The organism is Streptomyces lydicus (assembly GCF_001729485.1).
GTDB lineage: Bacteria > Actinomycetota > Actinomycetes > Streptomycetales > Streptomycetaceae > Streptomyces > Streptomyces lydicus_D.
The window spans coordinates 3,083,372-3,101,053 of the sequence record NZ_CP017157.1 but is presented as its reverse complement, the minus strand read 5'-3'; the positions used below and the strand labels follow the sequence as shown (position 1 = coordinate 3,101,053).

General features: G+C 72.5%; 12 protein-coding genes. 7 read left to right on the top strand and 5 right to left on the bottom strand.

The window, feature by feature from the left end; all coding sequences use genetic code 11:
* Positions 1-121 precede the first annotated feature (121 nt).
* Genes SL103_RS13345 through SL103_RS13335 form a run of 3 tightly spaced genes read left to right on the top strand, consistent with a single transcriptional unit; the run spans position 122 to position 4,653 of the window.
* A complete protein-coding gene (locus SL103_RS13345) occupies positions 122-949 on the top strand; it encodes an FAD binding domain-containing protein (RefSeq protein ID WP_069569065.1) in 828 nt (275 codons plus the stop codon).
* Complete coding sequence (locus tag SL103_RS13340) at positions 946-3,663, top strand: molybdopterin-dependent oxidoreductase (RefSeq protein ID WP_069569064.1); 2,718 nt, start codon at positions 946-948, stop codon at positions 3,661-3,663. Before SL103_RS13345 ends, SL103_RS13340 begins: the two co-directional genes overlap by 4 nt.
* A gap of 21 nt (positions 3,664-3,684) precedes the next feature.
* Positions 3,685-4,653 carry an antibiotic biosynthesis monooxygenase gene (locus SL103_RS13335; RefSeq protein ID WP_069569063.1) on the top strand — a complete coding sequence of 323 codons (969 nt, stop codon included), beginning with the start codon at positions 3,685-3,687 and terminating at the stop codon, positions 4,651-4,653.
* Positions 4,654-4,656: 3 nt separating this feature from the next.
* Here SL103_RS13335 and SL103_RS13330 read toward each other — a convergent pair whose 3' ends face one another.
* From SL103_RS13330 to SL103_RS13310, 5 genes are all read right to left on the bottom strand, one after another.
* Positions 4,657-5,847: an acyl-CoA dehydrogenase family protein gene (locus SL103_RS13330; RefSeq protein ID WP_069569062.1), complete on the bottom strand. Its 1,191-nt coding sequence runs from the start codon at positions 5,845-5,847 to the stop codon at positions 4,657-4,659.
* Between the two features lie 206 nt (positions 5,848-6,053).
* The gene (locus SL103_RS13325) at positions 6,054-6,494 is read right to left on the bottom strand and encodes a hypothetical protein (protein WP_069569061.1); all 441 of its coding nucleotides are present in this window, start codon (positions 6,492-6,494) and stop codon (positions 6,054-6,056) included.
* Positions 6,495-6,634: 140 nt separating this feature from the next.
* On the bottom strand, positions 6,635-7,399 hold the full coding sequence (locus SL103_RS13320) for a VOC family protein (RefSeq protein ID WP_069569060.1): 765 nt from the start codon (positions 7,397-7,399) through the stop codon (positions 6,635-6,637).
* Between the two features lie 150 nt (positions 7,400-7,549).
* Positions 7,550-8,140, bottom strand: coding sequence for a TetR/AcrR family transcriptional regulator (locus tag SL103_RS13315; protein WP_069569059.1), 591 nt, complete (start codon positions 8,138-8,140; stop codon positions 7,550-7,552).
* On the bottom strand, positions 8,137-9,294 hold the full coding sequence (locus SL103_RS13310; protein ID WP_069569058.1) for an FAD-dependent oxidoreductase: 1,158 nt from the start codon (positions 9,292-9,294) through the stop codon (positions 8,137-8,139). The genes SL103_RS13315 and SL103_RS13310 overlap by 4 nt, the downstream gene beginning before the upstream one ends.
* A gap of 207 nt (positions 9,295-9,501) precedes the next feature.
* On the opposite strand from SL103_RS13310, the gene SL103_RS13305 reads away from it, so the two are divergent.
* The 4 genes from SL103_RS13305 to SL103_RS13290 all read left to right on the top strand — a co-directional run bounded on the left by SL103_RS13305 (position 9,502) and on the right by SL103_RS13290 (position 17,575).
* Positions 9,502-13,725, top strand: coding sequence for a bifunctional nitrate reductase/sulfite reductase flavoprotein subunit alpha (locus SL103_RS13305; protein ID WP_069569057.1), 4,224 nt, complete (start codon positions 9,502-9,504; stop codon positions 13,723-13,725).
* Positions 13,726-13,928: 203 nt separating this feature from the next.
* Entirely contained in the window at positions 13,929-14,108 is a 180-nt protein-coding gene (locus SL103_RS13300) for a hypothetical protein (RefSeq protein WP_069569056.1), read from the top strand.
* 50 nt (positions 14,109-14,158) lie between these two features.
* Entirely contained in the window at positions 14,159-15,124 is a 966-nt protein-coding gene (locus SL103_RS13295) for an LLM class F420-dependent oxidoreductase (protein WP_069569055.1), read from the top strand.
* 36 nt (positions 15,125-15,160) lie between these two features.
* Complete coding sequence (locus SL103_RS13290; RefSeq protein WP_069569054.1) at positions 15,161-17,575, top strand: phosphoketolase family protein; 2,415 nt, start codon at positions 15,161-15,163, stop codon at positions 17,573-17,575.
* The last annotated feature ends 107 nt before the right edge of the window (positions 17,576-17,682 follow it).

The window sequence follows — 17,682 nt, the reverse complement described above, 5'->3', positions numbered from 1 at the left end:
TGCCCGCCGGACTTGCCTCAGCGGTTCGGCCTCGGCGGTCACCCTTCGACGGTGCGGCCGCGAGTTCGTCTCGCCCTGGCGCGCATCGTGGCCCGTCGACATTCGACGGAGGTCAGTGCGCATGGACCTCAACACCATCACCGAAGTCGTCCGGCGGCCGTCCGACCGGCCCGGCGTGGACTGGCACGAAGGTGATGCCTGGCTCGCCGGCGGAACATGGCTGTTCTCCGTGGAGCAGCCGGAGCTGCGCCGCCTGGTCGACCTGACGGCGTTGCGCTGGGACCCTCTCGTCGCGGGCGAGGCGGGCCTCGACATCGGCGCCACGTGCACCATCCGCGAGCTGTACGCCTTTGCGCCGCCGGACGATTGGCCGGCGGGCAGCCTCCTCGCGACGAGCTGCGAGGCGTTCCTGTCCTCGTTCAAGGTCTGGAGCGCGGCGACGGTCGGCGGCAACATCTGCATGTCGCTGCCCGCCGGCCCGATGATCACGCTGACGGTCGCCCTGGAGGCGCGGTACGAACTGTGGGCTCCCGACGGGTCCGTGCGGACCGTCGATGCCCTCGACTTCGTGACCGGCGACCACCACAACGTCCTCGCCCCCGGGGAGATCCTGCGGCGGATCAGCGTTCCGTCGCACGCCCTGCGCAAACGCGCCACGCACCGCCGCTTCACCCTGACCCGTCTCGGCCGTTCGACGGTGTTTCTGATCGGTACCCAAACGCCCGGGACGCGCGACCTGCTGCTCACCGTCACGGCCGGCACCACCCGGCCGGTGCGGTTGGCGTTCGACACGATGCCCGATGCCCGGACGCTGCAGGAGAGCATCGACGTCATACCCGCCGACGTCTGGTTCGCCGATCCGAACGGGACCCCCGACCACCGCCGCCACCTGACGCGGTACTTCGCCGAGGAAATACGCCGCGAACTCCTGGCTGGGGGCCCGGCATGACGTACACCGTGAACGGCAGACGCTTCGACGAGGAACCGGCCCCCGGCCAGTGCCTGCGCACGTTTCTCCGCTCCCTGGGCCACTACGGCGTCAAGAAGGGCTGCGACGCCGGTGATTGCGGTGCGTGCACGGTGTGGCTGGACGGCGATCCGGTGCACAGCTGCATCACCCCGGCGTTCCGCGCGGACGGCCGGGCGGTGACGACGATCGAGGGTCTCGGCTCGCCCGGCAACCTGCATCCGGTGCAGCGCCAGTTCCGCGACGCCCCCGGCTTCCAGTGCGGGTTCTGCACCGCCGGGATGATCATGACGTCGGCCACCTTCACCGAGGCCCAGAAGGCGGACCTGCCACGGGCGTTGAAGGGCAATCTGTGCCGCTGCACCGGCTACCGGGGGATCGAGGACGCCGTGCGGGGCGTCACCGGCATCGAGACGGCCGCGCCGGGAAGGGCAGTCGGGACGAGTGTCGGGGCGCCGGCGGCCGACGAAGTGGTGACCGGACGCACCGAGTTCACGATGGACACCCACCTCGACGGCATGCTGCACCTCAAGGTGCTGCACTCGCCGCACGCGCACGCCCGGATCGTGTCGATCGACCGGACCGCCGCGCTCGCCGTCCCCGGTGTGCACCGGGTCTACACCTGGGAGGACGTGCCGGACAGGCGCTTCACCACGGCGATCCACACCGACCATCTCGTCGATCCGGACGACACCCGGATCCTCGACAGCACGGTCCGCTTCGTCGGCCAGCGTGTCGCCGCGGTGCTGGCCGACACCGTCGCGGCGGCCGAGGAGGGCTGCCGGAAGGTCGCCGTCACCTACGAGGAACTGCCGGCGGTCCTCGACCCCGAGGAGGCCATGGCCGAGGGCGCGCCCCAACTGCACGGCTCGCACGACCCCTTCGTCCGCGACCCCGTCCACAACATCCTGCTGGAGCTGCACGGGCACGTCGGCGATGTCGACGCCGGGTTCGCCGAGGCCGACGTGATCCACGAGGGCACCTACGACTCCCCCCGGGTGCAGCACGCGCATCTGGAGACCCACGGCTCGATCGCCTGGATGGCGGACGGCCGGCTGAACGTCCGCACCAGCTCGCAGTCGCCGTCCATCGCGAAGGTCAAACTGGGGTACCTGTTCGCGCTGCGCCCGGACCAGCTCCGCGTGTTCTGCACCCGCGTGGGCGGCGGCTTCGGCGGCAAACAGGAAGTGATCTCGGAGGATCTGGTCGCGCTCGCGACCCTGGACACCGGGCGGCCCGTCAGTCTCGAGTTCACCCGCGAGGAGGAGTTCACCACGGCGTCCCCGCGGCACCCGATGTCGTTGACGGTCAAGCTCGGCGCGAAGGCGGACGGCACGCTCACGGCGCTCCAGGTCCGCAATGTGTCCAACACGGGCGCGTACGGCAACCACGGCGGCGAGACGCTCTACGCCGGCGGCGCGGCCGTCATGATCTACCGCTGTCCCAACAAGAAGTACGACGCCTACTCCGTTTACACGAACACCGTCCCGAGCGGGGCGCTGCGCGGCTACGGGATGACGCAGCCGGCGTACGCGGTGGAGGCGGCGATGGACGAACTGGCCCGTGCCCTGCACATCGATCCGCTCGCCCTGCGGCGGCGCAACATCGTGCGCGCCGGGGATCCGCTCGTCGCGATGAGCGACGGCCCGGACGACGTGTCGTTCACCGAGGACGGCCTCGCGAAGTGCATCGACCTGGTGGACGAGGCGCTGGCCCGTACGGCCGGCGAGCCCTCCCCCGGACCGGGGTGGTTGGTCGGGACCGGTGTCGCGAGTTCCCTGCACGAGACCGCGCCGCCGACGGAGCACGTCTCCGAGGCATGGGTCACGCTGGGCGACGACCTCGTGTACGAACTGGCTGTCGGCACCGTCGAGTTCGGTGAGGGCACGTCGACCGCGCACGTCCAGATCGCGGCCAACCAGCTGGGCACCACCCCGTCGCGGATCCGCCTGGTGCAGTCCGACACCGACCGCACCGGGTTCGACACCGGCGCCTTCGCGAGTGCGGGACTCTTCGTGGCGGGCAACGCGGTCCTGCGGGCGGCCAACGCGGTCCGCGACCGCATCCTGGAGTTCGCCGCCGCGCACACGGGCGTCCACCTCGTGATGTGCTCCCTGCACGACGAGGGTGTGGTCTGCGGCGACCGGCGGGTGTCGCTGGCCGAACTCGTCGCGCTGGCCCGGGCGCGCGGTATCCGGTTCACCGCCGCCCGCAAGGCGTACGGATCGCCGCGGAGCGTGACGTCCAACACGCAGGGATTCCGTATCGCCGTCCATCGGGTGACGGGTGAGATCCGGATCCTTTACAGCGTCCAGGCGACCGACGCCGCCGTGGTCATCAATCCCGCGCAGGTCCGCGGCCAGGTGGAGGGCGGCGTCGCCCAGGGCATCGGCTTCACGCTGACCGAGAACCACCATGTCGACGCCGACGGCGTCATGGTCAATCCGAATTTCCGCAACTACCGCATCCCCACTTACGCCGATGTCCCCCGCACGGAGGTGCTGCTGGTGGAGTCGTCGGATTCGGTGGGGCCGCTGCGGTCGAAGGGGATGGCGGAATGCTGTATCAACCCGGTGGCCCCGGCGTTGGCGAATGCGCTGCACGACGCCACGGGCATCCGTTTCCGTGCGCTGCCGCTGACTCCGGAACGCATCTATCGACGGCTCAACGAGAGCCGGTCGGTGCCGACGGCGTGAGCACGTGGACGGGCTGAGCAGATGACCACGGAAAAGCTCGACGACGCCGCGACCGCCATCGTCGGCCAGAAGGTGCTGCCCGGCCGGGAGCAGGAGTACGAGGCGTGGCAGGAGGACGTCAACGCCGCGGCCGCCCACTACCCCGGCTTCCTCGGCGCCGAGTTCTCCCGGCCCACGGCCCGGCAGCCCGACTGGACCGTCGTCTACCGCTTCGACTCGATCGCGCATCTGCAGGCGTGGATCAACAGCGCCACCAGGCAGCGCTTCCTCGACAACGGCAGGACGTACTTCGACGGCCCCGCGACGCAGCAGGTCCTCAGCGGCGGCAGCCGGCCCGCGGACCCCCTGGTGACCGTCGTGGTGACCCACCGCGTCCACCCCGACCACGTCGAGGACTTCCTCGACTGGCAGCGTCGCATGAGCCAGGAGGAGAGCACCTTCGACGGCTACCGCGGCACCGAGCTCTTCCGTCCGGTCGAGGGGCTCCAGGACGAATGGACCACGCTCTACCGCTTCGACAGCGCCGAGCACCTCGATGCCTGGCTGACGTCGGCCAAGCGGCAGGAGGTGCTCGCCGAGGGGCGGAAGTTCAACGACTTCCAGCTGCGCACGATCGACAACTCGTTCGGCAGCTGGTTCGCCTTCGACGAGAACGGCAGGCAGGCGCGGCCGCCCTCCGAGACCAAGTCCGCGGTCGCGGTCTGGGTCGGCCTGTACCCGACCGTGGTGCTGCTGACGCTCGCGCTGGCCCCGCTGGGGCTGCCGCTCTGGGCCGGGCTGCTCGTGGGCAACCTGCTGTCGAGCTTCATCATGAGCTTCCTGACCATGCCCTACTACGTGAACCGGCTGCTCAGGCGATGGCTGCGGCCGCCACCGGACGCACCGCGGACCAGGACCAACCTCGCCGGCCTCGGTCTCGTCGCCGCGGTGATGGCCTTCTGGGCCGTCGTCTTCTACTTCGTGACGACCCAGATCTGGACGCTGCCCTGAACCTCAGCGGCGTACCCGCGGCATTCCGAGGCCGATCCAGGAGATGATCTCGCGCTGGATCTCGTTGTTGCCGCCGCCGAAGGTGAAGATGACGGCGGAGCGGTAGCCGCGTTCGAGTTCGCCGTGCAGTACCGCGCCGGCCGAGCCCTCCTTGAGGGGGCCGGCGGCGCCGACGATCTCCATCAGCCAGGCGTAGGCGTCGCGGCGGGCCTCGGAGCCGTAGACCTTGACGGCGGAGGCGTCCTGGGGGGTCAGCGTGCCCTGCTGGAGGGCGTCGACCATCTGCCAGTTCAGCAGCTTCATGGCGTCCAGCCGGGTGTGGGTGCGGGCCAGCCGTCCGCGCACCCAGCCCAGGTCGATGACGCGGCGGCCGTCGGCGAGGGTGGTCTCCGCGGCCCAGCGCCGGACGTCGTGCAGGGCGCGGATGGCCATGGTGCCGTGGGCGGCGAGGGTGACGCGTTCGTGGTTGAGCTGGTTGGTGATGATCCGCCAGCCCTTGTTCTCCTGGCCGACGCGGCGGGTGGCCGGGACGGTGATGTTCTCGTAGTAGCTGGCGGTGGTGTCGTGTGAGGCAAGCGTATTGATCAGGGTGCAGGAGTAGCCGGGGTCGCTGGTGGGGACCAGGAGCATGGTGATGCCCTTGTGGGGCGGAGCGTCCGGGTCGGTCCGTACGGCGAGCCACACCCAGTCCGCGGTGTCGCCGTTGGTCGTCCAGATCTTCTGGCCGTTGACGAGGTAGTGGCCGGTCTCCTCGTCGCCCTTGCGCACGGCGCGGGTCTTGAGGGCGGCCAGGTCGGTCCCGGCGTCCGGTTCGCTGTAGCCGATCGCGAAGTCGATCTCGCCGGAGAGGATCCGGGGCAGGAAGTACGCCTTCTGTTCGTCGGTGCCGAACTGCATGATCGTCGGGCCGACGGTGTTCAGCGCCATCAGCGGCAGCGGCACCCCGGCCTGGGCGGCCTCGTCGAAGAAGATGAACTGTTCCATCGGTGTCAGGCCGCGCCCGCCGAACTCCTGGGGCCAGCCGACGCCGAGCCAGCCGTCGGCGCCGAGGCGGCGTACCGTCTCGCGGTAGAAGCGCTTCCGGGCGGCGGGGTCGGCATACCGGGCGTAGGCGTTGTCCGGCACCAGTGCGGCGAAGTAGGTGCGCAGCTCGGTGCGCAACTGCCGTTGCTCGGGGGTGTATTCGAGGTGCACGGCCCCTCCAGTTCATCCGGTCCGGTCGTCCGGCCCGAGGGTGCCGTCCTCCATCTGACGACCCGTCGGACACCGGTCGGGGGCACAGTAGAACTTGTTCCATTAATACGGAAGGGGCCCGCCGTGGACCGGGGTGCGCCGTCAGCGCGCACGAAGGCCCGGCCCGGCACCTGTCGGGTACCGAACCGGGCCTCGCCCGCGCCCCATCAGCCCACGGCGTGCTTCGCCGCGTTGTTGTTCCCCGGCTGCACCCGGTTGCGCTGCACGTCCTTGCAGTACTTGACGTACCCGTTGTTGGTCACGTACTTGGCGGCGACCCAGGCCGGCCGCTCCTCGCGGGTCAGGTACCAGACGGTGTTGCCGCCGACGCTCTGGGTGCGGACCTTGCACATCAGGCCGACCTGGGTGTGGTGCCGGTAGTAGCCCTTCACGGCGGAGTCCGTGCTGGGGTACTGACGCGCACTCAGGCCCATCTTCGTGGTGACCGTGCCGAACGGCTTCGCGGTGCTGCCGACGTTCGGGCCGGGGGTCGCCTGCGCGGGGGCCGCGATGGACAGCGTCGCACCCAGGGCGACTGCCGCGGTCAGCGCGCCCGCGCCGGCCGCGAGCCTTCTACCTCGGGCCACGAGGACTTCGGTCGTGGACATAGGGGTCTCCTGTTCTTGACGCGCAATGCCACCCATTGCCGCGAAGCGGACATTACGCCCAGGGGGCCCCAAGAATGTGGTGAAACGACGAACAGGCCGCCGATTGTGTGACGGTGGACCGGCGGCGGGTGTCCCCGGGCTCAGCCCTCCGTGCCGACGAGGTGGATCCCGAAGTGGGCCCCCTGCGGGTCCCGGACCACCGCGACCCGCGGCCCGTCGGGGACGTCCGTGGGCGGCACCAGCAGCATCCCGCCGGAGTCGGCGGCCCGGGCGGCCGTCCCGTCGACGTCGGCGACCGCGAAGTACGGCAGCCAGTGGGCCCGGACGTCATCCGGGTAGAACTCGTCCAGCGCGCTCATGCCGCCGAAGTCGGCGCCGTCGAGGCCGAACTGCGGATAGTCCTCGTGGGTGCCGACGCTCCAGCCGAAGACACGGGTGTAGAAGTGCTTCGCGGCCTCCTCGTCCCGGGTGGCGAGCTCGACCCAGCCCAGCGAGCCCGGCGCGTTGAGCAGCCCGGCCCCGGCGAAGGAGCGGGCCTGCCACACCGAGAAGACGGCCCCTTCCGGGTCGGCCAGCACCGCGAAGCGGCCCCGGTCGAGGACGTCCGCGGGGGCCACCAGTTGCCGCCCGCCGACCTCGGTGACCGCGGCGGCCAGCGCGTCGGCGTCCGGCGTGGCGAACGAGACGGTCCAGGCGGTCGGCTGCCCGGGGGCCTGCAGCGCGGCCGCCCCGGCGACCGGGGCGCCGTCCAGGCGGAACAGGACGGAGCCGCCGGTCCCGTCACCCGGGCCGGCCGCGCCGTGCCAGCCGAAGACCTGCCGGTAGTACACGGCGGCGGCGTCGACGTCCGAGGTGCCCAGCTCCACCCAGCAGGGCGCGCCGGGCGTGGGCTCAGTGATCTTCACGGTGTTCCGTCCCTCTGCGCCGGGCCGTGGCCGAGCCGTCTCGCGGTGGCGTCCGTTCGCCGCGCCCGGCAGTCCGTACGCTGCCGATCGTGCGACGGGCGGGCGGGGGCCGCAACCGGAGGCGGGCCACCACAGGGAGGCCGGCCGTGGTCAGTCCACCAGGTCGGCCCAGCCCTTCCCGATCCGCGCGAAGATCTCGTCCAGGGCGGGGCCGGGGTCGGTGGACCCGCCGGCCAGTTGCCGGGCGGCCAGCACGTAGTGGGCCAGCGCGCGCACCGACGGGGCGTCCGGCGGGGTGCCGAGTTCCGCGGCGAGCGCCTCGGCCAGGGCCGTCTCGTGGCGCAGCCACATCCGGTGGGCGTACTCGGCGAGCGCCGGGGTGTTCTCGACCAGTTCCCGGAAGTCCCGGAAGCCGGGCGTCTCGTGGGCGCACACCAGCAGGCCGCGGAGGTGCGCCCGCAGCGCGTCCAGCACGGTGGTGCCCGGCCGGCGCTCGCGGACGGCGGCGACCAGGGCCGCGCGCTGCTCGGCGTCCTGGTCGAAGACCAGGGCTTCCTTGCCGGAGAAGTGCTTGAACAGGGTGGTCACCGAGACGTCCGCGGCGTCGGCCACGTCCTTGACGCCGACCTGGTCGTAGCCGCGTTCCAGGAAGAGCCGGAGGGCGGCGTCGGCCAGCGCCTGGCGGGTCCGGGCCTTCTTGCGCTCGCGGCGCCCGGGCGTGGGCCCGTCCTCGGCGGTCACGGTCCTTCCTGCCCGGCCATCCGGCGCAGATGGCGCAGGGAGCCCTGGGGGGCGTCGGGTGCGATGGCGTTGGCCAGGCCGCGGGCGGCCCCCTCGGCGGCCTGGGCGGAGCGGGGCAGCATGACCTCCTCGTAGGCGCGGACCGCGGCGTCCGGGTCATCGGCCCCGGCGAGGGCCTCGGCGAGTTCGCTGCCGTCGAGCATGGCCAAATTGGCGCCCATGCCGGAGAACGGCGTCATCAGGTGCGCGGCGTCGCCGAGCAGGGTCAGGCCCGGGGTGTGCGTCCAGGTGTGCGGCACCGGCAGCGCGAACAGCGGCCGGTTGGCGAACCCGCCGTCGTTCTCCCGCAGCAGTGCCAGCAGCCGCTCGTCCCACCCGGCGAACCCTTCGAGCAGCACGGCCCGCACCGCCTCGGTGTCCGCCATCCGCACCCCGGCCTCCAGGGCCCAGTCCTGCGAGCCGCGGAAGGCGGCGTAGCCGCGGAGGTGGCCGTGCGCGTTGCGCTGGACGATCAGCGCCCGGTTGGGGGCGGAGGCCATCATGCTGCCGTCGCCGACGAGGCCCGCGATCTCCGGGTGCCGGGTGTCCGCGGCGTCGAAGCCGAACTCGACGAAGGTGACGCCGGAGTAGTGCGGGTCGGCGTCGGAGAGCATCGGCCGCACCCGGGACCAGGCGCCGTCGGCGCCGATGACCAGGTCGAAGGTCTCGGTGTGACCGTCGTCGAACTCGGCGTGGTGGCGCCCGTCGCCGAGCGGGTGCAGGGTCCGCAGGTAGTGCCCCCAGTACACGGACCCCGGGGCCAGGGACGACAGCAGCAGGCGGCGCAGCTCGCCCCGGTCGATCTCCGGGCGGGCGTTGTCGTCGGGGGCCGGGGTGTGCCGGAAGAGCACGGTGGCGGTGTGGTCGAGCAGCCGCGTCTCCTGCCCCTCGGGGCGGGCGAGCGCGGTGAACTCGTCGTGGAGGCCGGCCGCGCGCAGCGCCGCCTGGCCGGTCGTCAGGTGCAGGTCCAGCGTGCCGCCTTGCGGGCGGGCGTCGGCGGACGCCTCATGGTCGAAGACGGTGACCGCGACGCCGTGCCGCTGGAGGACCCGGGCGCAGGTCAGCCCGCCGGGGCCGGCACCGATGATCGCGATGCGGAGAGGGGTGGGGTTCATGACAGCAGAAAAGCACAGCGAATCAGAAAGTGCAATCACTACACTTTCGAAGTCGCTCAACCATGTCGGCGGCGCATCCGCTTCCTCACGAGCAGTCCGGGGCGGCTGTGTGGTCGCCGTAACGGCGGATGATCGCTTGACGTGACACCTGGTTAACGGGCCGTTCGTAGGGTCGGACCGAGCATCCGACCACGAAGGGGACCGCCCGTGACCGCACCGGAACCGCCGGCAGAGAGCACCACGCAGGTGCGGACCGCGTGCTCGTACTGCGGTGTCGGCTGCGGGATCGTGCTGGACGTCGCGACGGACCCGGCCGGACGGCGCACGGTCCGCAAGGCGTACGGCGACAAGGCGCACCCCTCGAACGCCGGCCGGCTGTGCACCAAGGGGGCGACCAGCGCCGAGCTGCTCACCGCGCCCGGGCGGCTGACCCACCCCCTGGTGCGCGCGGACCGCGGCGACGCGCCGGCGGCCACCGCGATGGACACCGCCGTGAAGGAGACCGCCCGGCGACTGCGCGAGATCGTCGACACCCACGGGCCGGACGCCCTCGCGCTGTACGTCTCCGGGCAGCTGACGCTGGAGGCGCAGTACCTGGCCAACAAGCTGGCCAAGGGCTTCGTCCGCACCCGGCACATCGAGTCCAACTCCCGGCTGTGCATGGCGAGCGCGGGCAGCGGCTACAAGCTGTCGCTGGGCGCGGACGGCCCGCCCGGCTCGTACCAGGACTTCGAGCGGGCCGACGTCTTCCTGGTCATCGGCTCCAACATGGCCGACTGCCATCCGATCCTCTTCCTGCGGATGATGGAGCGGGTCAAGGCGGGCGCCAAGCTGATCGTGGTCGACCCGCGGCGGACCGCCACCGCGGCGAAGGCGGATTTGTTCCTCCAGGTCACGCCGGGGACGGATCTGGCGCTGCTGAACGGGCTGCTGCACCTTCTGGTGGAGAACGGCCGGATCGACACGGAGTTCATCGCCGGGCACACCGAGGGCTGGGAGGCGATGCCGGACTTCCTCAAGGACTATCCGCCGGCCGTGGTCGCCGGGATCACCGGGCTCGCGGAGGCCGACCTGCGCCGGGCCGCCGAGTGGATCGGTGCGGCGGGCGACTGGATGAGCTGCTGGACGATGGGGCTGAACCAGAGCGTCCACGGCACCTGGAACACCAATGCGCTGATCAACCTGCATCTGGCGACCGGCGCGATCTGCCGCCCGGGCAGCGGGCCGTTCTCGCTCACCGGCCAGCCCAACGCGATGGGCGGCCGCGAGATGGGGTACATGGGGCCGGGCCTGCCCGGGCAGCGGTCGGCGCTGGTGGCCGAGGACCGGGCGTTCGTCGAGGAGCTGTGGGACCTCGCGCCGGGGACGCTGCGCGCGGACGACGGCGGCAAGGGGACCGTCGAGATGTTCCGGCAGATGGCCGACGGGGGCATCAGGGCCTGCTGGATCATCTGCACCAACCCGGTCGCCTCGGTCGCCAACCGCCGGACGGTCATCGAGGGGCTGGAGGCCGCCGAGTTCGTGGTGGCACAGGACGTCTTCGCGGAGACCGAGACCAACGCGTACGCCGATGTGGTGCTGCCGGCCGCGATGTGGGCCGAGTCCGAGGGCGTGATGGTCAATTCGGAGCGCAACCTGACGCTGGCGCGCCGGGCCGCCGACCCGCCGGGCGAGTCCTGGCCGGACTGGCGGATCATCGCGCGGATCGCCTGCGAGATGGGGTACGAGGACGCCTTCGGCTACCAGAGCGCGGAGGAGATATTCGAGGAGATCAAACGGGCCCGGAACCCGCGGACCGGCTATGACCTGCGGGGGGTGTCGTACGAGCGGCTGCGCGGCACCCCGGTGCAGTGGCCCAGCGCCGACGCGGACGGCCCCGACCGCAACCCGGTGCGCTACCTCAACGACGGGGTCAGCCAGGACCCGGTGGTGCGGCCGGACGGCTCCCGGCCGCGGCTGGCCTTCCCCACCGCCTCCGGCCGCGCCGCGTTCTTCGCCCGCCCGCACCTCCCGTCCGCCGAACTGCCCGACGACGACTTCCCGTACGTGCTCAACACCGGCCGGCTGCCGCACCAGTGGCACACCCTCACCAAGACCGGCAAGGTCGGCAAGCTGAACCGGCTGGACTCCGGGCCGTTCGTGGAGATCCACCCGGAGGACGCCGCGGCGCTGGGGATCGCCGGGGGTGACGCGGTGGAGGTCGCCTCCCGGCGCGGGCGGGCGGTGCTGCCCGCGGTGGTGACCGACCGGGTACGGCCCGGGAACTGCTTCGCGCCGTTCCACTGGAACGACCTGTTCGGCGAGTACCTCAGCGTCAACGCGGTCACCCATGACGCGGTCGATCCGCTCTCCTTCCAGCCCGGGTTCAAGAATTGCGCGGTGTCGCTGGCCAAGGTCGCGGGAGAGGCGGGCGGCCCCGGGAGCGAGGCGGCACCGGCCCGCGCGGACGGCCCCGCGGATCCGGCCGCGGGGCGCGGCGACGGGGCGCGGGACCCGGTGGCGACGCTGACCGAGGTGTTCCGCCTGCCCGACACCGGCCCGCCGGTGCTGTCTCCGCACGAGCGCCGCTACCTCTCCGGATTCCTGGACGGGCTGCGCTCCGCGCCGGCCGTCGGCACGCCCGTGCTGCCGGCGCAGGCGCCCTTCGACCCGGAGAGCGCACTGTGGGTGAACGGCGTGCTGGCCGGGATGTTCTCCCGGGCCCCGCAGGTCCGGCCGGCCCCGGAGCCGGCCGCGGCGGACCCCGCCGGCGCCCCGTCGGCCGACTCCCCCGCCCGCACGGTCCTCGTCCTGTGGGCCTCCCAGACCGGTAACGCCGAGGAGGTCGCGGCGGCCGCGGCGCAGCGGCTGGCGGGCAGCGGCCGGGAGGCGACCCTGCTGAGCATGGCCGACAGCGCGCCCGCCGCGTTGCCGCGCACCGCCGACCTGCTGATCGTCACCAGCACCTTCGGCGACGGCGACGCCCCCGACAACGGGTCGGGATTCTGGGAGACGCTCAACGCGCCGGACACCCCACGGCTGGACGGGGTGCGCTACTCGGTGCTGGCACTGGGCGACTCCTCGTACGACGACTTCTGCGGCCACGGTCGCCGGCTCGACGCGCGCCTCGCGGAGCTGGGCGCGGTGCGGCTGGCGCCCCGTACGGACTGCGAGCCGGACTACGAGCAGCCGGCCGGGCAGTGGCTGGAGCAGGTGCTCTCCGCGCTGGAGGACGGTACGGAACCGGCCGGCGACACCGTCGGCAGCGCAGCGGAGCCGGGGCCCGCCGCGGCGGCACCGGCCGCGCCCGCCGGGCCCCGCCGCCCCTCCAAGGCCGCGCCGGCCACCGCCCGCCTCACCGGCAACCAGCTGCTGAGCCGGCCCGGCGCCACCAAGGAGGTGCGCCGGTTCACCCTCGACACCCGGGACGCCGCGGACGGACCGCTGGCGTACGAGGCCGGCGACGCGCTGGGGGTGCGGCCGCTGAACTGCCCCGAGCTGGTGGCGGAGTGGCTGGCCGTCACCGGCCTCGACCCCGCCACGCCCGTCGGACTCACCGGGCTGGAGGACGTGCCGCTCGGCGAGGCGCTCAGCCGCCATCTGGACATCACCAGGATCACCCCCGACCTCCTCCGGCTGCTCGCCGATCGCACCGGTGACCGGGGGCTCAAGAAGCTGCTGCGGCCCGACAACAAGGGCGAATTCGCCCGATGGGCCTGGGGCCGGCAGGCCGTCGACGTGCTCGCCGAGCACCCGGTGGGGGCCGACGCCGCGGAGTGGGCCGGGGTCCTCGGACGGCTGCAGCCCCGGCTGTACTCCATCTCGTCCAGCCCACTGGCCGACCCCGGGCAGATCGGCCTGACGGTCTCCGTGGTCCGCTACGAGAACCGCCACGGCCACCCGCGCAAGGGCGTGGCCTCGGCCTTCCTGGCGGACGCCGGGCCCGGCAGCCCGGTGCCGGTGTTCGTACGGCAGAACCCGCACTTCCGGCCGCCGGCCGATCCGGCGACCCCGATGGTGATGGTCGGGCCCGGCACCGGCGTCGCGCCCTTCCTCGGCTTCCTCGACGAGCGACGCGCCCGCGGCCACCGCGGCCCCAACTGGCTCTTCTTCGGGGAGCAGCGCCGCGCCACGGACTTCTACTACGAGGACGAACTCGGCCGGATGCGCGACGACGGGCTGCTGACCCGGCTGGACACCGCCTTCTCCCGCGACCAGCGGGCCAAGGTCTATGTGCAGGACCGGATGCGCGAGCACGGCGCCCAGCTGTGGTCCTGGCTCCAGGACGGGGCCCACTTCTACGTGTGCGGCGACGCCTCCCGGATGGCCGGGGACGTCGACCGCGCCCTGCGTGAGATCGCGGTGGCCCACGGCGGCCTGACGCCGGACGCCGCCGCCGGGTACGTCAAACAGCTCGCCGCCGACAAGCGCTACGTCCGCGACGTCTACTGACCGCCCGCCCCGGCGGGCGGCGGGGCGGGAAGCGACCGGACGGGGACCAACGAGCCCTCCCGGGCGAACGCTTGCGCCGCCGCCGTCACGAGTGCGCCCAGCCATGCCCCGAACGTGACTCTTCGTGAGCGCGACCGGGGCTTTTTTCGTGAAAGGGCCGTCCGGGGGCATTGGACGCACGATGGAGAGGAAGGAGAAGCGCCATGAACGCGATGACCACGGAACCGCCACCCAAGGGCCCGGGCGCGGTGCCCAGCGACCCGGAGCCGCTGCCCCGCGACCCCGTACCGGCCGAGCCGGAGCCGGAGGAGCCGGGACCGGAACCGAAGGAGCCGCCCGGCGCGGAGCCGGACGAGCACCCGTCCCCCGAGCCGCCCGACTGAACCGGACGGTCCGGTTGCCTGCGCAGTGTAACCAACCCAAGGTGTATTAAATGGTGGATATCGGATACACGATGATGACCGAGCAGGCCGGGCCGCGGGCGCTGGTCGAGCATGTGGTGGGCGCCGAGCGCGCCGGATTCGACTTCTCGGTGACCTCCGACCACTACTTCCCGTGGCTGGCCTCCCAGGGCCACTCCTCGTACGCCTGGAGCGTGCTGGGCGCCGCCGCGCAGGCGACCAGCCGCATCCCCCTGATGACCTATGTGACCTGCCCGACCACCCGCTACCACCCCGCCGTCGTCGCCCAGAAGGCGGCGACCGTGCAGCTGCTGTCGGAGGGCCGGTTCCGGCTGGGGCTCGGCTCCGGCGAGAACCTCAACGAGCACGTGGTGGGCGCCGGCTGGCCGGCCGCGCCCGTACGGCTGGACAAGCTCGCCGAGGCGATCGAGATCATCCGCGCGCTGTTCGAGGGCGGCGAGGTCACCCACCACGGCACCCACTTCGACGTGGTGCACGCCAAGCTGTGGGATCTGCCCGACGTGACGCCGCCCATCGGGGTGGCCGTCTCGGGCGACCGCTCCTGCGAGATCGCCGGCCGGCTCGGCGACCTGGTGATCGCCACCGAACCCGAGAGCGAGCTGCTGGCGGCCTTCGACCGGTACGGCGGCCGGGGCAAACCACGCGTCGGCCAGCTGCCCGTCTGCCACGACCGGGACCGGGACGCGGCGATCGCCCGGGCGCACGACCAGTTCCGCTGGATGACCGGCGGCTGGCGGGTCAACGCCGAGCTGCCGGGGCCCGCCGGGTTCGAGGGCGCCACCCGGTACGTACGCCCCGAGGACGTCGCCGAGGCCGTGCCGTGCGGCGACGACGTCGGCCGGTTCGTCGAGGCGGTGCGCCCGTACGTCGACGCGGGTTTCACCGAGGTCGCGCTGGTCCAGATCGGCGGCGAGCACCAGGAACCGTTCCTGGACTGGGCGGAGACCAAGCTGCTGCCCGCGCTGCGCACCCTGTGAACACCCCCTGCACACCCTCTCGGTGAGGAGATGAGCATGCCCGATGCGCACGCCCCGGCGGCCGCGGGAACGGTCCCTGCCCCCTCGGCGCAGGGGCCGCTCGGCGCCGACGAACTGCGGGCACTGGACGCCCACTGGCGAGCCGCCAACTACCTGGCCGTGGGGCAGATCTACCTGATGGCCAATCCGCTGCTGGCGGAGCCGCTGCGCCCCGAGCACATCAAACCGCGGCTGCTGGGCCACTGGGGCACCTCGCCCGGGCTCAACCTCGTCCACACCCACCTCAACCGCGTCATCAAGGCCCGCGACCTGGACGCGCTGTGCATCTGGGGGCCGGGGCACGGCGGACCGGCCGTGGTGGCCAACTCCTGGCTGGACGGCACGTTCTCCGAGATCTACCCCGACGTCAGCCGGGACGCGGCGGGCATGGCCCGGCTGTTCCGGCAGTTCTCGTTCCCCGGCGGCATCCCGAGCCATGTCGCACCGCAGGTCCCGGGCTCGATCCACGAGGGCGGTGAGCTGGGCTACTCCCTCACCCATGCCTACGGCGCGGCCTTCGACAACCCGGAGCTGGTGGTCGCGTGCGTGGTGGGCGACGGGGAGGCGGAGACCGGTCCGCTCGCCGCGTCCTGGCACAGCACCAAGTTCCTCGACCCGGTGCACGACGGCGCCGTGCTGCCGGTCCTGCACCTCAACGGCTACAAGATCGCCAACCCGACGGTGCTGGCCCGGCTGCCCCGGGAGGAGCTGGACCACCTGCTGCGCGGCGTCGGCCACGAGCCGGTGCACGTCACCGGCGACGATGCGGCGGCGGTGCACCAGGAGTTCGCCGCCGCGATGGACCACTGCCTGGACCGGATCTCCGACATCCAGCGCCGGGCCCGGGTCGACGGGGCGACCGGGCGCCCCCGCTGGCCGATGATCGTGCTGCGCACGCCCAAGGGCTGGACCGGCCCCCGCGAGGTCGACGGCAAACCCGTCGAGGGCACCTGGCGCTCCCACCAGGTCCCGCTGGCCGGCGTGCGCGACAACCCCGAGCACCTGCGGCAGCTGGAGGACTGGCTGCGTTCCTACCGGCCCGCGGAACTGTTCGGCGGCGACGGGCGGCCGCGGCCCGAGGTGCTCGCCTGCGTGCCCGGGGGGACGCGCCGGCTGGGCGCCTCGCCGCACGCCAACGGCGGGCTGCTGCTGCGCGATCTGCCGACCCCGCCGCTGGAGCGGCACGCGGTGGAGGTGGACAAGCGCGGCAGCGCGGTGCACGAGCCGACCCGGGTGCTCGGCGGCCTGCTGGCCGCGGTCATGGAGGCCACCGCCGAGCGCCGCGACTTCCGCGTCGTGGGCCCCGACGAGACCGAGTCCAACCGGCTGGGCGCGCTCTACGGCGCCACCTCCAAGGCGTGGGAGGCCGAGACGCTGGACACCGACGAGCACTTGGCCCGCGGCGGCCGGGTCATGGAGGTGCTCTCGGAGCACCTGTGCCAGGGGTGGCTGGAGGGCTATCTGCTGACCGGCCGGCACGGACTGTTCTCCAGCTACGAGGCGTTCGCGCACATCGTCGACTCGATGGTCAACCAGCACCTCAAGTGGCTGCGGACGGCCCGCCGGCTGCCCTGGCGGCGCCCGATCGCCTCGCTGAACTACCTGCTCACCTCGCACGTCTGGCGGCAGGACCACAACGGCTTCTCGCACCAGGACCCCGGCTTCGTCGACCACGTCCTCAACAAGAGCCCGGAGTGCGTGCGGGTCTATCTGCCGCCGGACGCCAACACCCTGCTGTCGGTGGCCGAACACGTGCTGCACACCCGGGACTACGTCAATGTGATCGTGGCCGGCAAGCAGCCGAGCTTCGACTGGCTCACCCTCGACGAGGCCCGCGCCCACTGCGCACGCGGCGTCGGCACCTGGGAGTGGGCGGGCACCGAGGACGGCAGCCGCGACCCGGACGTGGTGCTGGCCTGCGCCGGGGACGTCCCCACCCTGGAGACGCTGGCCGCGGCCGATCTGCTGCGCCGGCACCTGCCGGAGCTGGCGGTGCGGGTGGTCAATGTCGTCGACATGGCCCGGCTGCTGCCGGCCGGCGAACACCCGCACGGCATGCCGGACTCCGAGTACGACGCGCTGTTCACCCGCGACAAGCCGGTCATCTTCGCCTATCACGGCTACCCGTGGCTGATCCACCGGCTCGGCTACCGCCGCGCCGGCCACCGCAACCTCCATGTGCGCGGCTACAAGGAGGAGGGCACCACCACCACGCCCTTCGACATGGTCGTGCGCAACGACCTCGACCGCTACCGGCTGGTGATGGACGTGGTGGACCGGGTGCCCGGCCTCGGCGTCCGCGCCGTGGCGGTGCGCCAGGCGATGGCCGACGTCCGTACCCGCCACCACGCCTGGATCCGGGAGCACGGCGTGGACCTGCCCGAGGTCGCCGACTGGACCTGGTCCGGCTGACCGCCCCCGACCGCCGCGCCGCCCGCGCTCCGACGGAGTAACGCGCGGCGCGGTGACGGGTCGGCCCGGGCCCCGCATGTGAGCCTGTGGGCCGGGTAACCGGTCGG